Below are 12,778 nucleotides of genomic sequence, written 5' to 3' on the forward strand. Positions count from 1 at the left end.
TTTTAAGCCAAAAAAGCGGCGGAATGTAGGGGAGAAATGGAAATTTGTAAAAAATTTTCTAAATATGACCGCTTATTAAGCAGAAAACCCCAAGTATTACTTGGGGTTAGATTTGATTTAAGCCGGATGACGAGCAGCAACTTCTTTTAAAAGTGCTTGTAATTCGCCTTTTTGCGCCATTTCTAACATGATATCACAGCCACCGATTAACTCGCCTTCTACCCATAATTGTGGGAAAGTTGGCCAGTTAGCAAATTTTGGCAATTCAGCACGAATATCCGGATTTGCTAAAATATCAACATAACCAAACGGCACTTGGCAGTTAATTACCGCTTCTACTGCACGAGCAGAGAAACCGCAAGAAGGGAATTTTGGCGAACCTTTCATATAAAGAAGAATTGGGTTTTCGCTAATTTGTTTTTTGATTTTATCAATAGTTTCCATAATGACCTCTAGGGAGTAAAGGATAAGTAAATAGTTGAATAATTATATCAGATTTTATCAAATGATTAAAAAATAATGTTAAAGATCAATATCTCGCCGTCCGGCAAAGGAGTGAGAAAGGGTCGTTCCGTCAACGGTTTCTAAAGAACCGCCAACAGGCACGCCGTGCGCAATACGAGTGGCTTTCACATTATAAATACGGCAGATTTCAGCAATATAATTTGCAGTGGCATCGCCTTCAATAGTTGGGTTAGTCGCTAAAATAACTTCATGGAAAGACTCATTTTCTAAACGCTGTTGAAGCAGATCCAAACCGATTTCACGAGGCCCAACACCATCAATCGGCGATAAATGCCCCATTAACACAAAATAGCGCCCTGAAAATTGCCCGGTTTGCTCAATCGCCTGAATATCTTCAGGCATTTCAACCACACAAAGCTGCCCGCTCATTTGACGGCGAGGATTGCGACAAATGTTACATTCCTCTTCCTCCGTAAATGTACGGCAAGATTGACAATGTCCGATATGTGTCATTGCCTCATTTAACGCCTTTGATAAATTGACACCGCCTGAGCGATTACGCTGTAAAAGATGGTATGCCATACGTTGTGCCGATTTTGGACCCACGCCCGGTAAGGCTCGTAAGGCTTCCATTAAGTTTTCGAGTAAAGGACTACTTTGCATATATTCGAAGATAAAAGAAAATAAGGACGCTTTTGGCGTCCGTTATCTGAGATTAGAAAGGGAATTTCATACCGGCAGGGAGATTTAAACCTGCAGTTACACTTGCCATTTTTTCTTTTTGCAATTCTTCTGCACGGCGAACGGCATCATTAAATGCAGCAGCCACTAAATCTTCTACCATCTCTTTATCATCTTCCATTAAAGATGGATCGATTTCAATACGGCGGCAGTTGTGCGCCCCATTGATGGTTACTTTCACTAAACCGGCGCCTGATTCGCCTGTTACTTCTAATTGAGCAATCTCTTCTTGCATTTTTTGCATTTTTTCTTGCATTTGTTGAGCTTGCTTCATTAAGCCGCCTAAGCCACCTTTTCCAAACATAATCAATTCCTCATTGCATTTTGATGATAAAAATAAACGGCTCATTTTACTGAACCGTCTAACTTTAGGCAAGCGGTTAAATTTGCCCTATTTTTCGATGTTATGTAGCCGTTGCACAAAAATCAATTTTAGGAAAATTTATGTAGGGGTGGGGTTTATCCCCACCCGTAAGCCCTGATGTTCGAATAAGATTCGAGCGGGGATAAACCCCGCCCCTACGAAAACATTTAATGTTTGTACAAGTGCTACATAATACTGTAATTTTTTGCAATGGAATTAGCGTCCACTTTGCTCACGAGCCACGGCTCGATAGCCAATGTCTCGGCGATAAAAACGCCCTTGCCATTGAATTTGCTCTGCCAATTTTAAGGCTTTTTGCTGTGCTTCAAAAACCGTTGCGCCTAATGCAGTCGCACAGAGTACTCGTCCACCGTTAGTGAGTAATTTACCTTCTTTTTGTTCCACTCCGGCAAGAAAAACTTTTTCATCCGCACGATTTTCTGTTGGAAGTCCTGTAATTTCATCGCCTTTACGATAATCAGCTGGATAGCCCTCAGCGGCTAAAACAATACCTAAAGCCGCTTGCGCACACCATTTTGACTGGATTTCATCTAGTTTGCCATCACACGCTTTAAGGCAAAGTTCCACTAAATCTGACTCTAAACGCAACATAATCGGCTGGGTTTCAGGATCGCCAAAACGGCAGTTAAATTCAATCACTTTCGGCTGTCCATTCGGCATAATCATTAAACCAGCGTAAAGAAAGCCCGTATATTCATTATTTTCGCTCGCCATACCTCGTACAGTCGGGTAAATAATTTCTTCCATCACTCGTTGATGAATGTCGGCTGTAACCACTGGCGCAGGCGAGTAAGCCCCCATACCACCGGTATTTAAGCCTTTATCGCCTTCGCCAACACGTTTATGATCTTGGCTGGTTGCCATGGGTTCGACATTCTTTCCATCAACCATCACAATAAAGCTAGCTTCTTCGCCATCTAAAAACTCTTCAATAACCACGCGGCTTCCCGCTTCGCCAAAAGCATTACCGGAAAGCATATCTTTGACGGCATCTTCCGCTTCTTGCAAGGTCATTGCCACAATCACACCTTTTCCTGCAGCTAAGCCATCGGCTTTAATTACAATAGGCGCACCTTTTTGGCGTAAATAGGCAAGTGCCGGCTCAACCTCTGTAAAGTTTTGATATTCAGCGGTAGGAATGTTGTGACGAGCTAAGAAATCTTTGGTAAAGGCTTTTGACCCTTCTAATTGTGCTGCGGCTTGTGTTGGACCAAAAATTTTTAAGCCGGCAGCACGGAAGGCATCAACCACACCAACCACTAATGGTGCTTCAGGTCCAACAATGGTTAGCCCAATTGCATTTTGTTGGGCAAATTTGACTAACGCCGGCACGTCTGTTGCTGAAATCGCCACATTTTCAATCCCTTCTTCAAGCGCTGTTCCTGCATTACCCGGCGCAACAAAAACTTTGCTCGCTAATGGAGATTGACGTACTTTCCACGCAAGAGCATGTTCACGACCACCGTTACCAATAATTAAAATATTCATTGAAATTTCCTATAAAAACCTAAAAGCAAACGATTGCGTAATTTTACTATATTTAAACTAAAAGGAATAGTGGAAAAATAAGGCATATTCTGCTTGAAAAAGCGTTTTAAGTGTGTATAATTCGCTCGTTCAGTCACATCTGTTTTTTAATCCTTGCTTCCACAAGTTGGTGACTGGCTAAAGTTGGAGGCTGTTAAACCCGTAAGGATCAACAATGCGTCACTACGAAATCGTTTTTATGGTTCATCCAGACCAAAGCGAACAAGTACCAGCAATGATTGAACGTTATACTGCATCAATTAAAGATGCTGGCGGTCAAATTCATCGCTTAGAAGATTGGGGTCGCCGTCAATTAGCATACCCAATCAACAAACTTCACAAAGCACACTATGTGTTAATGAATGTAGAAGCACCTCAAAGTGTAATCGATGAGTTAGAAACTAACTTCCGTTATAACGATGCAGTTCTTCGTAACTTAATCGTTCACACTAAAGCTGCAGTTACTGAAGCATCACCAATGGTGAAAGCAAAAGAAAGCAAAGCTTCAGACATCGTAGTTGAAGTGGAAGAAGAAGCAGGCGAATAATTTTGCCGATTGAAAATCGTTTAAAATTAACAGGGCAAATTGTTAGTGCCTTAAAACAAAATCGAAGCCCTTTGGGTATTTTAAATAGCTCGTTTTGGTTAGAGCATCAATCTAAACAAATCGAAGCCGGTTTAGAACGTCGAGTATGGTGCAAGATTCAAGTTGTCTTAAACGGTAATCAATTTAGTTTAATAACCCAACAAATAAATCTCGGCAAACAAGTGAGTGTAGAAGGTTTTTTACATTCACACAAAGATTATAATGGATTAAACCAATTAGTCTTACATGCCGAACGAATTGAATTTATAGATCAGGAGAAGCCAAATGGCACGTTATTTCCGTCGTCGTAAGTTCTGCCGTTTCACAGCGGAAAATGTTGTTGAAATCGATTACAAAGATATCGCTACATTAAAGAACTACATTTCTGAAAACGGCAAGATTGTTCCTAGCCGTATCACTGGTACTCGTGCGAAGTATCAACGTCAATTAGCTCGTGCAATCAAACGCGCTCGCTACCTTGCGTTACTTCCATACACTGACAACCATCAGTAATTAGAGAGGTCGAGTACAATGCAAGTTATTTTATTAGATAAAGTTGCTCACTTAGGTTCTGTGGGCGACCAAGTAACAGTTAAATCAGGCTTTGCACGTAACTTCTTAATCCCACAAGGTAAAGCAGTTATGGCAACAGCAGCAAACATCGCTCACTTCGAAGCTCGTCGTGCAGAATTAGAAGCGAAAGCAGCAGCAGCATTATCAGCAGCACAAGCGCGTGCAGCGAAAATTGCTGAAATTGCAGCGGTATCAGTAACTGCAACAGCAGGTGATGATGGTCGTTTATTCGGTTCTATCAGCGCGAAAGACATCGCTGATGCAGTAACTGCAGCAGGTGTTGAGTTAGTGAAAGCTGAAGTTCGTTTAGGTGAAGGTCCACTTCGTACAACTGGTGAACACGCAGTTAAAGTTCATTTACACCCTGAAGTGAATGCAGTAATTACTGTAAACGTTGTTACTGAATAATATTGATTTTATTCTGAAAAGCATATAAGACAAAATAGTTAATCTTTTTCATATTTTATATGTTTATAGGACAAAGAGTTGGTAATAATTATTTAAGTTTAATTATTACTAACTCTTTTTTATTATAATTAGACAAAGTCTAGCTATAATAAAATAGGGACACCAATATGGCTCCCTACTATTCCATTAAATACTTGTTCTAAGCTTTCGAACGATATTTGGCGTGTTGTTTTACCGCTTTACGAATTTGGCGAACATTGGTGCGGCGGCGATTTTTTGTAACATCTACCTTCGTTTCCGTTTCTGCCGGCAAACCAACCAACTCACGCAAATAGTTTACCTGTTCTAAGCCCATTTCTTCCCAACCGCCACGTGGTAAACTTTTTTCCAGTTTGATATTGCCATAGCGAATGCGGATCAAACGGCTCACTTCAACGCCTTGCGACTCCCATAAACGGCGCACTTCACGATTACGTCCTTCGGTTAAAGTCACATCAAACCATTGGTTAATCCCTGTGCCGCCCACCGCTTTAATTTGTTTAAAGTTTGCAGGACCATCTTCTAATTGCACGCCTTTGCGTAAACGCTGAAGCATCGCCTCATCAACATTACCAAAAACACGCACAGAATATTCACGCTCAACTTCACGGCTTGGGTGCATTAAACGGTTAGCTAATTCGCCATCAGTTGTGAAAAGCAGTAGCCCTGAAGTGTTGATATCTAAACGCCCCACCGCAACCCAGCGCGACCCCGTTAAACGAGGTAAGCGGTCGAAAACTGTTGCTCGCCCTTCTGGATCTGAACGGGTACAAAGTTCGCCTTCCGGTTTGTAATACATTAACACTCGGCAAATCTCTTTTTGCGTTGGGATCAGGTTAATCAAATGACCATCAATACGGATTTTGGTTGCAGAACTCACTTGAACACGGTCGCCAAGAGAAGCTATTTTACCATCCACGCTCACACGTCCTGCGGCGATAATTTCTTCTAATTCACGACGAGAACCTTGCCCTGCACGAGCCAAAATTTTCTGTAATTTTTCGCCAACAACTTTCTCTTTCTTTTCATTTGAGACAGGAGAAGCGGTCGGTTTTGTTGATTTTTTTACAACAAGCGGTTTAGAGGTTGGACGAGCGGCTCGCTGTTCATTACGTTCAGCAAGGCGAGGATTTTTATTCGCAACTGTCGATTTCGTTGTTTGTTTGGTTTGAAAAGTTTTCATTTAGTATTCCTATTGTCGCTTTCACAAGCGTCGATAATCAAAGGCAGAATATCTGCCTATAAAAATGGGGTTAAATCGCCCGATCCTTCACGAATAATGACCGGGCTGTCGTCTGTCAAATCAATCACAGTGGTTGGCTCTGCGCCCAAATATCCTCCGTGAATAATCAGATCAACTTGACGTTCTAACAGATCTCGAATTGCCTCCGGATCTGATTGTGTGATTTCTTCATCCGGTAGCATTAATGAGCAAGATAAAATCGGTTCGCCTAATGCAGAAATGAGGGCTAATGCAATTTCATTTTGTGGCACTCGGATCCCGATGGTTTTGCGCTTCGTTAATAAACGGCGAGGCACGTCTTTTGTTGCCGGCAAAATAAAGGTGTAGGGATTTGGCACGTTATTTTTAATTAAACGATAGGCTTGATTGCTAACCATTGCATAATTAGACAATTCCGATAAATCGCTGCAAACCAACGTAAAGTTATGATTTTCAGGCAATTTTCGAATTTTGACAATGCGTTCCATTGCCGATTTATTTCCTATCGCACAACCCAAGGCATAACCGGAATCGGTCGGATAAACAATAACACCATCATTTTTGATAATTTCGACCGCTTGGTTAATTAAGCGAGGCTGTGGGTTATCAGGGTGAATATAGAAAAATTGGCTCATTATTTTGCGTAATGGATAAAGAAAACAGAGACTGTTATTATACATTATCCAGAGCAATTCTACTTAAAAAATAAACGCCTTTCTGAAAGAAAATCAAAAAGGCGTAAATGAAGTTAAGAGATAAAACTACACATCATAAGTGGTCGATGCTGTATTCCCACCACGTCCCGTCCAGTTGGTGTGGAAGAACTCGCCACGAGGTTTGTCGGTACGCTCGTAAGTGTGTGCACCGAAGTAGTCACGTTGTGCTTGCAGTAAGTTTGCAGGCACTCGCTCAGAAGTGTAACCGTCTAAGAAGGTAATCGCACTTGCCATACAAGGCATCGGGATACCCACTTCGATAGATTTCGCTACCACTTTACGCCAGTCGCTTAATGCGTTTTCTAAAATGCCTTTGAAGTACGCATCTGACCCTAAGAAGATTAAATCCGGGTTCGCTTCGTAGGCATCACGAATGTTGCCTAAGAAGCGGCTACGAATGATACAACCTTCACGCCATAACAATGCGGTTGCACCGTAGTTGATGTCCCAACCGAAGTTTTCAGACGCTTCACGAATAAGCATAAAGCCTTGTGCGTAAGAGATAATTTTTGATGCTAATAACGCTTTACGCACCGCTTCTATCCAAACTTGTTTGTCGCCTTCAACTTTGCCGATAGTTTTGTTGAATAATTTAGAGGCGGCAACACGTTGATCTTTGAATGAAGATACACAGCGAGCAAACACTGACTCGGTGATTAAGGTTAATGGAATACCGAAATCTAATGCGTTGATCCCCGTCCATTTACCTGTACCTTTTTGACCTGCGGTATCAAGGATTTTTTCCACTAACGGCGTGCCATCTGTGTCTTTGTAACCTAAAATATCCGTTGTAATATCAATCAGATAGCTGTCAAGTTCAGTTTTTTTCCATTCAGCAAAGATTGCTTGCATTTCATCATAGCTTAAACCTAAACCGTCTTTTAAGAACTGGTAAGCTTCACAGATTAACTGCATATCGCCGTATTCAATACCGTTGTGTACCATTTTCACGAAATGACCAGCACCTTCCTTGCCCACCCAGTCACAGCAAGGCTCGTCTTTGTCGGTTTTCGCTGAAATCGCTTGGAAAATCGGTTTCACATATTGCCAAGCTTCTTCGTTACCGCCCGGCATAATAGAAGGCCCGTGACGCGCCCCTTCTTCACCGCCCGATACACCCGAACCGATAAAGCGAATGCCTTTTTCCGCTAACGCTTTCACACGGCGGTTGGTATCTGGGTAGTTTGAGTTACCACCATCAATGATGATGTCGCCTTCTTCTAAGTGTGGTAATAATGCATCAATAAATTGATCAACCACTTCACCTGCACGCACCATTAACATCACTTTGCGTGGTTTTTCTAATTTCGCGGCTAAATCTTCTAAAGAATACGCCCCGATAATGTTCGTACCTTTCGCCGCACCTTCTAAAAACTCGTCCACTTTTGATGTGGTACGGTTATACGCCACGACTTTAAAGCCGTTGTCGTTCATATTTAAAATAAGGTTCTGACCCATTACCGCTAAACCGATAACGCCGATATCGCCTTTTACTGACATTTTGTTCTCCTGTTGGTTTGAATTCTGCAAGCGGTTGGATTTACAAAATTTTTTGAAAATTTGTCCGCTTGTACTTATTAAGAAATTTATTGAATATTTTCAGGATCTGTAATATTCATTTTTATTAAATCTAACTCTTTTAAGAGTTTATCATTATGTCCAAGATCTTTTCTTATAGCTCTATAAAGCCTGTCGATTATTTTAAGAACTAAATAAGGATCTTCATTATTTGGTTTTATAGCTCTAAATTCTTTCCATACTAGCAGGACTTCTTCAGACGACCAAAGAATTAGGTTTTCATTGAGTTCTTGCATACTCTTTTGAAAAGATTCATCTAAAGGATCTATATCTATTTTTTTCTTTGCATTATTTTGAACAAGGTTAATTAAATCAAAAAACATCCTATATGTTTCTATTTTACTCGCTCTATGGCTTTCTCTAATATCTCTAGATTTTGATTGATATTGTGTATACATAATACCAACAAAACCAAAAGTAGCTGTTAGTAGTGGAATAAAGACCGAAGGATTATTTAATCCCCAGCTAAATACATAATAAAGAAATGTTAAGAGAATTAATAAAACAATAAGACCTAATATACTTTTCATAATTTAATAATTAGTTAATTCCCAAAGATAGCGCTTGTTTGTAACGAGCACCTTTATTTATTGTTATATCACTCGTCAAAGACGAGCGCCATCGTTATTTATTAAAAATTTTCGCTAGTTCATCTTTATCCAACACCACATCCCCATTTTCCAACACTAACGCCGGAATGCCGATGTAGCTGTTTTTCTTCGCTTCATCAAAAGCAGGGTGGGTATCACGCAGTTTTAAAAAGGCTTTGAAATTAGCACGATCACCTGCCATATCTAAAGCTTCAAATTCTACGCCTAAACGATTGAGTTCGGCGAAAAACGGTTCGGTATCCGGACACCAAGGGGCAAAGTAAACAATCGGTTTCATAACATCTCCTATTTTTCTAAAATAAAATCCACCGCCATTTCACTGTGCAATGTTGCGGTATCAAAAAACGGTAAGGTGGAATCACGTTGGTTAATCAATAAGCCGATTTCCGTACAACCTAAAATTACGCCTTCCGCACCAAGTGCGGTCAGATTTTCGATGGTTTTGAGATAATAGGCTTTTGATTCGGGTTTGATAATACCGACACAAAGTTCTTCAAAAATAATACGATGAATTTCTAATTTGGCATCATCGTCAGGCACAATTGGCTCAACACCACGTTCACGCAAGCCATCCACATAAAAATTATCCGCCATGGTATAGTGCGTACCAAGTAATGCGACTTTGCGTAAACCTTGTGCTTTAATTCGATCTGCCACCACATCAAGAATATGTAATAACGGCACCGAAACCGCATTTTGTACCGCACCGGCGACTTTGTGCATTGTGTTTGCACCAATTAAAATTCCTTCTGCACCAATACTTTCAAGTAATTTGGCTTCTCTGGCTAACATTGCTCCTGCTTTTTGCCAATCGCCTGATTTTTGGCATTGTACAATCTCGTCAAAATTGACACTCGACATCAATAATTTTGCACTGGTATTACCACCTAACGTAGCATTAACTGCACGGTTAATATTCAAATAGTAAGAAATCGTACTTTCAGGGCTCATTCCCCCTAAAATTCCCAGCGTTTTCATTTTAACTCCTATGCACTTAGACTTATCACCAACACCAACACCGCAGGTATTCCTTGTTTAATCAAAATCCCTTTATTCTTCGCACTTATCGCCCCATAAACCGCAGCCACGATCACGCAACTTAAAAAGAAATAAGTCACCGCACTTTGTTGAATACAAAGGGAAAAAATAAGCCCAGCGGCTAAAAATCCGTTATACAGTCCTTGATTGGCAAACAGCAACTGAATTTTAGGATTGTTTGCTGTTTGTTCGTCTAAATTAAAAATCTGCCTTGCCTTCGGGCTGTTTAACGCAAACATTTCTAAATACATAATATAGAAATGCTCAAGGGCGACAAGTGTGGTTAAAATATAAACGAGTATTAACATTATTTTATTTCTTCCTACAAGTGGTCGTAATACAGCGTAGAAATATTGCGATCAAGGGTTCTTACCGACCAATTATTTTCAGCCGCTTCCAAAGCCTAAACAAGAGCAAGCGGTTAAATTTGTAAAAACTTTTCCCATTTTAACCGCTTAATCCCTTTCCATTATACACTTTTAATTTCCACGTGAGATTTTTTAAATGCTAATGCAATAGTTGCAATTAACATCACGCCGGCAACGGCAATATATAAACCTTGTTTTTCCCAACCGGCATCAAGCAACATTCCTGCAACGGTTGGTGCTAATACCGAGCCGGCTCGCCCTGCACCAATAGCCCAACCCACACCGGTATTGCGAATATCCGCATCATAAGTGGCTGGGTTGATGGTATATAAACCGCTGATACAACCGTTAATTAACGCACCGACAACCACACCTAATACCATTGCAAGCGCTAAATTCGCAGACGAAAGAATAAAAATAACAATCGCCGCAGAAGAAGCAACGGTAAAAAACATCAGCACACCACGAGCCGACCAACGGCTGGCGATTAAGCCATAGAGCAATGAGCCGGCGGCTCCGCCTAGCGAAATCATCATTCCTACGTTGATACTTTCTTCTACGCTCATACCGGCTTCTTTTAACAATGCAGGCGTCCACGAGCTGATAAAGTAAAAGCAGAACATAATTGCAAAAAATGATAACCAAAGTAGCAAGGTGGAACGCAGATATTTCTTGCTAAATAATTGTGAAATGGGCAATTTCACTTTATTTTCTGCCACGTTCGAAACCAATTCCCACTCGCCTTGAAAGCCCAATCTGTGCGCAATTTGGTTAAGGCGTTGTTTGGCATTTTGAGGCTGTTTCGAATTTAAATAGTCTATCGACTCCGGTAGCCAAAGCCATAAAACCAACAAGACTATCGCTGTCATCGCTGCACCGGCAAAATAGACTGAATGCCAGCTATAAGCCGCTTGTAGCGATTTTGCCATCATACCGCCAATCATCGCCCCAATACCGAAACCGGCTGCATAAACGCTGATCGCAAAGCTTCGCCATTTTTTTGAGGAATATTCGCTGGTAATCACATTAGTACCAACCAAAATACCACCAACGCCCAACCCTGTTAATGCTCGTGAAACACCAAGGATTTCGGGCGAGGTTGATAGCCCCGAAATTAATAAGCCCACGGCTGAAAACGTTACCGACAATAATAAAATCGGGCGTCTACCCCATTTATCGGCAAGTGGCGCAAGTAGCATTGACCCGGCAACCATACCGGCAAGCCCCGCACTCACTAAAACGCCAAACTCCGTTTTGCTTAAGCCAAATTCTTTAGAAATATTGGTTGCAGTAAAAGCGATAGCTAAAACATCAAAGCCATCTAAAAAATTCATAATCGCCGCCATCAGCACAATGCCCCATTGGTAACGGCTCATTGGGCTATGGTCAATTTTATGGCGTAAGTTTTGTGATTGTGTCATAGGATTCTCCTTCAAATTAACGTCAGAAAATCCTAATCGAAGATTTACTATTAGGCTATTGAAAGTTTTTTCGATTTTTTATGAATTTTATTCATTTTCAAAAGCCTTATTTGATATTTGCATAAATGTATAAATTTTGTAGGGTGGACGTAAGTCCACGCATTACACTCCTTAAGCGTGGACTTACGTCCACCCTACACTAGATAAACAATCTCGAATTAAAGCAATCTCGCCGCGTCTTTATCCAAATACCACTCTGTTACGCCGTTTTTCGCCTTAATTTTCGCCGCAGGATAAGGCAAGTTTTCTGCCGGTGTCGTTTGGATTTCTTTGAGAATCTCCGCTTTGCTGGCACCTGTAACTAAATAGGTAATCCGTTTTGCCTGTTCAAGCAATTTTGCTGTTTTCGAAATACGGATTTGCCCTGTTTCAGGGTGTTTGGCAATCACAGCTAAATTTGGATCATGGAAATCTGTTTGATGTGGGAAAAGTGAAGCAGTATGCCCATCCGTTCCCATCCCTAAAATAATCCAATCAAACTCGCCATTAGGTACACAAGCGGTCAATTCTTGTGAAAATCTTGCAAGTTCTTGTTCAATAGCTTCTTCCCCACGAATACGGTGGATATTTTCCACGGGGATTTGGATATGATCGAACAGTAATTTTTGCACTTCGCCGTAATTACTTTCAGGATCTTGTGGCGGGACCATACGATCATCGCCCCACCAGAAATGTAAGTTTTGCCATTGGATTTGGCTTTTATATGGCTCTTGAGCAAGGGTTTTAAATAGCAGTTTTGGCGTACTTCCGCCTGATAATGAAATATGTACTGGGCGGTTTAATTGGCTATATAACGCAAATTCTTGTGCGATTTTTTCAACAGCATTTTGTGCTGTTGGGAATGTGATGTAGTTCATTTTGTCTCTTTTGATTAAATTAATGCTCTAAAACATTACAACTCTCTCCCCTTGTGGGAGAGAGACAGCCGAGGAGACGTTTAGTCTCCGTAGGCAGAGAGAGGGGGAATTTACAAAAGTGCATATAAAAACGACCGCTTACCCCTCTCCCAAATTTCAATTCTAAACGAATTGAAATTATCC

17 protein-coding genes are annotated in these 12,778 nt (G+C 41.0%); 4 read left to right on the top strand and 13 right to left on the bottom strand.

The window, feature by feature from the left end; all coding sequences use genetic code 11:
- Positions 1-117: 117 nt before the first annotated feature.
- The 4 genes from grxD to purD form a co-directional block, all read right to left on the bottom strand.
- Positions 118-444: a Grx4 family monothiol glutaredoxin gene (grxD, locus tag DDU33_RS00540; RefSeq protein ID WP_005822619.1), complete on the bottom strand. Its 327-nt coding sequence runs from the start codon at positions 442-444 to the stop codon at positions 118-120.
- Positions 445-522: 78 nt separating this feature from the next.
- Entirely contained in the window at positions 523-1,128 is a 606-nt protein-coding gene (gene recR / locus DDU33_RS00545; protein WP_005821174.1) for a recombination mediator RecR, read from the bottom strand.
- 52 nt (positions 1,129-1,180) lie between these two features.
- Positions 1,181-1,510 (bottom strand): YbaB/EbfC family nucleoid-associated protein, encoded by a 330-nt coding sequence (locus DDU33_RS00550; protein ID WP_005821176.1) that lies wholly within the window; start codon positions 1,508-1,510, stop codon positions 1,181-1,183.
- Positions 1,511-1,786: 276 nt separating this feature from the next.
- On the bottom strand, positions 1,787-3,079 hold the full coding sequence (purD, locus tag DDU33_RS00555; protein ID WP_108922460.1) for a phosphoribosylamine--glycine ligase: 1,293 nt from the start codon (positions 3,077-3,079) through the stop codon (positions 1,787-1,789).
- A 214-nt stretch (positions 3,080-3,293) separates the two neighbouring features.
- On the opposite strand from purD, the gene rpsF reads away from it, so the two are divergent.
- From rpsF to rplI, 4 genes are read left to right on the top strand one after another with little or no spacing between them, the layout of a single operon-like run.
- Positions 3,294-3,665: a 30S ribosomal protein S6 gene (gene rpsF, locus DDU33_RS00560; protein ID WP_005821180.1), complete on the top strand. Its 372-nt coding sequence runs from the start codon at positions 3,294-3,296 to the stop codon at positions 3,663-3,665.
- A 2-nt stretch (positions 3,666-3,667) separates the two neighbouring features.
- Positions 3,668-4,015: a primosomal replication protein N gene (gene priB, locus DDU33_RS00565; protein ID WP_005821182.1), complete on the top strand. Its 348-nt coding sequence runs from the start codon at positions 3,668-3,670 to the stop codon at positions 4,013-4,015.
- Positions 3,990-4,217: a 30S ribosomal protein S18 gene (rpsR, locus tag DDU33_RS00570; RefSeq protein WP_005705387.1), complete on the top strand. Its 228-nt coding sequence runs from the start codon at positions 3,990-3,992 to the stop codon at positions 4,215-4,217. Before priB ends, rpsR begins: the two co-directional genes overlap by 26 nt.
- An 18-nt stretch (positions 4,218-4,235) precedes the next feature.
- On the top strand, positions 4,236-4,685 hold the full coding sequence (rplI, locus tag DDU33_RS00575) for a 50S ribosomal protein L9 (protein ID WP_108922462.1): 450 nt from the start codon (positions 4,236-4,238) through the stop codon (positions 4,683-4,685).
- Positions 4,686-4,884: 199 nt separating this feature from the next.
- Here the strand turns inward: rplI and rluB are convergent, their stop codons facing one another.
- From rluB to pgl, 9 genes are all read right to left on the bottom strand, one after another.
- Positions 4,885-5,907, bottom strand: coding sequence for a 23S rRNA pseudouridine(2605) synthase RluB (rluB, locus tag DDU33_RS00580; protein ID WP_108922464.1), 1,023 nt, complete (start codon positions 5,905-5,907; stop codon positions 4,885-4,887).
- Positions 5,908-5,963: 56 nt separating this feature from the next.
- Positions 5,964-6,581 (bottom strand): L-threonylcarbamoyladenylate synthase, encoded by a 618-nt coding sequence (locus DDU33_RS00585; RefSeq protein ID WP_005821187.1) that lies wholly within the window; start codon positions 6,579-6,581, stop codon positions 5,964-5,966.
- A gap of 126 nt (positions 6,582-6,707) precedes the next feature.
- Positions 6,708-8,162 carry a decarboxylating NADP(+)-dependent phosphogluconate dehydrogenase gene (gene gnd, locus DDU33_RS00590; RefSeq protein WP_108922466.1) on the bottom strand — a complete coding sequence of 485 codons (1,455 nt, stop codon included), beginning with the start codon at positions 8,160-8,162 and terminating at the stop codon, positions 6,708-6,710.
- An 86-nt stretch (positions 8,163-8,248) separates the two neighbouring features.
- On the bottom strand, positions 8,249-8,770 hold the full coding sequence (locus DDU33_RS00595; RefSeq protein WP_108922468.1) for a hypothetical protein: 522 nt from the start codon (positions 8,768-8,770) through the stop codon (positions 8,249-8,251).
- 94 nt (positions 8,771-8,864) lie between these two features.
- A complete protein-coding gene (locus tag DDU33_RS00600) occupies positions 8,865-9,128 on the bottom strand; it encodes a hypothetical protein (RefSeq protein ID WP_108922470.1) in 264 nt (87 codons plus the stop codon).
- 8 nt (positions 9,129-9,136) lie between these two features.
- On the bottom strand, positions 9,137-9,829 hold the full coding sequence (locus tag DDU33_RS00605; RefSeq protein WP_108922472.1) for an aspartate/glutamate racemase family protein: 693 nt from the start codon (positions 9,827-9,829) through the stop codon (positions 9,137-9,139).
- Between the two features lie 8 nt (positions 9,830-9,837).
- The gene (locus DDU33_RS00610) at positions 9,838-10,197 is read right to left on the bottom strand and encodes a DUF1304 domain-containing protein (protein ID WP_108922474.1); all 360 of its coding nucleotides are present in this window, start codon (positions 10,195-10,197) and stop codon (positions 9,838-9,840) included.
- 161 nt (positions 10,198-10,358) lie between these two features.
- On the bottom strand, positions 10,359-11,678 hold the full coding sequence (locus DDU33_RS00615; RefSeq protein ID WP_108922476.1) for an MFS transporter: 1,320 nt from the start codon (positions 11,676-11,678) through the stop codon (positions 10,359-10,361).
- A gap of 218 nt (positions 11,679-11,896) precedes the next feature.
- A complete protein-coding gene (gene pgl / locus DDU33_RS00620) occupies positions 11,897-12,595 on the bottom strand; it encodes a 6-phosphogluconolactonase (protein WP_108922478.1) in 699 nt (232 codons plus the stop codon).
- Positions 12,596-12,778 lie beyond the last annotated feature (183 nt).

Origin of the sequence: Actinobacillus porcitonsillarum (genome assembly GCF_003101015.1) — a bacterium.
GTDB lineage: Bacteria > Pseudomonadota > Gammaproteobacteria > Enterobacterales > Pasteurellaceae > Haemophilus_A > Haemophilus_A porcitonsillarum.

Coding starts and splice junctions, on each gene's coding strand:
- gnd (WP_108922466.1), bottom strand. CDS start 8,162: ATGTCAGTAAAAGGCGATATCGGCGTTATCGGTTTAGCGGTAATGGGT.
- rpsF (WP_005821180.1), top strand. CDS start 3,294: ATGCGTCACTACGAAATCGTTTTTATGGTTCATCCAGACCAAAGCGAA.
- DDU33_RS00550 (WP_005821176.1), bottom strand. CDS start 1,510: ATGTTTGGAAAAGGTGGCTTAGGCGGCTTAATGAAGCAAGCTCAACAA.
- DDU33_RS00615 (WP_108922476.1), bottom strand. CDS start 11,678: ATGACACAATCACAAAACTTACGCCATAAAATTGACCATAGCCCAATG.
- grxD (WP_005822619.1), bottom strand. CDS start 444: ATGGAAACTATTGATAAAATCAAAAAACAAATTAGCGAAAACCCAATT.
- DDU33_RS00600 (WP_108922470.1), bottom strand. CDS start 9,128: ATGAAACCGATTGTTTACTTTGCCCCTTGGTGTCCGGATACCGAACCG.
- DDU33_RS00610 (WP_108922474.1), bottom strand. CDS start 10,197: ATGTTAATACTCGTTTATATTTTAACCACACTTGTCGCCCTTGAGCAT.
- DDU33_RS00595 (WP_108922468.1), bottom strand. CDS start 8,770: ATGAAAAGTATATTAGGTCTTATTGTTTTATTAATTCTCTTAACATTT.
- rpsR (WP_005705387.1), top strand. CDS start 3,990: ATGGCACGTTATTTCCGTCGTCGTAAGTTCTGCCGTTTCACAGCGGAA.
- pgl (WP_108922478.1), bottom strand. CDS start 12,595: ATGAACTACATCACATTCCCAACAGCACAAAATGCTGTTGAAAAAATC.
- purD (WP_108922460.1), bottom strand. CDS start 3,079: ATGAATATTTTAATTATTGGTAACGGTGGTCGTGAACATGCTCTTGCG.
- DDU33_RS00585 (WP_005821187.1), bottom strand. CDS start 6,581: ATGAGCCAATTTTTCTATATTCACCCTGATAACCCACAGCCTCGCTTA.
- rplI (WP_108922462.1), top strand. CDS start 4,236: ATGCAAGTTATTTTATTAGATAAAGTTGCTCACTTAGGTTCTGTGGGC.
- recR (WP_005821174.1), bottom strand. CDS start 1,128: ATGCAAAGTAGTCCTTTACTCGAAAACTTAATGGAAGCCTTACGAGCC.
- DDU33_RS00605 (WP_108922472.1), bottom strand. CDS start 9,829: ATGAAAACGCTGGGAATTTTAGGGGGAATGAGCCCTGAAAGTACGATT.
- rluB (WP_108922464.1), bottom strand. CDS start 5,907: ATGAAAACTTTTCAAACCAAACAAACAACGAAATCGACAGTTGCGAAT.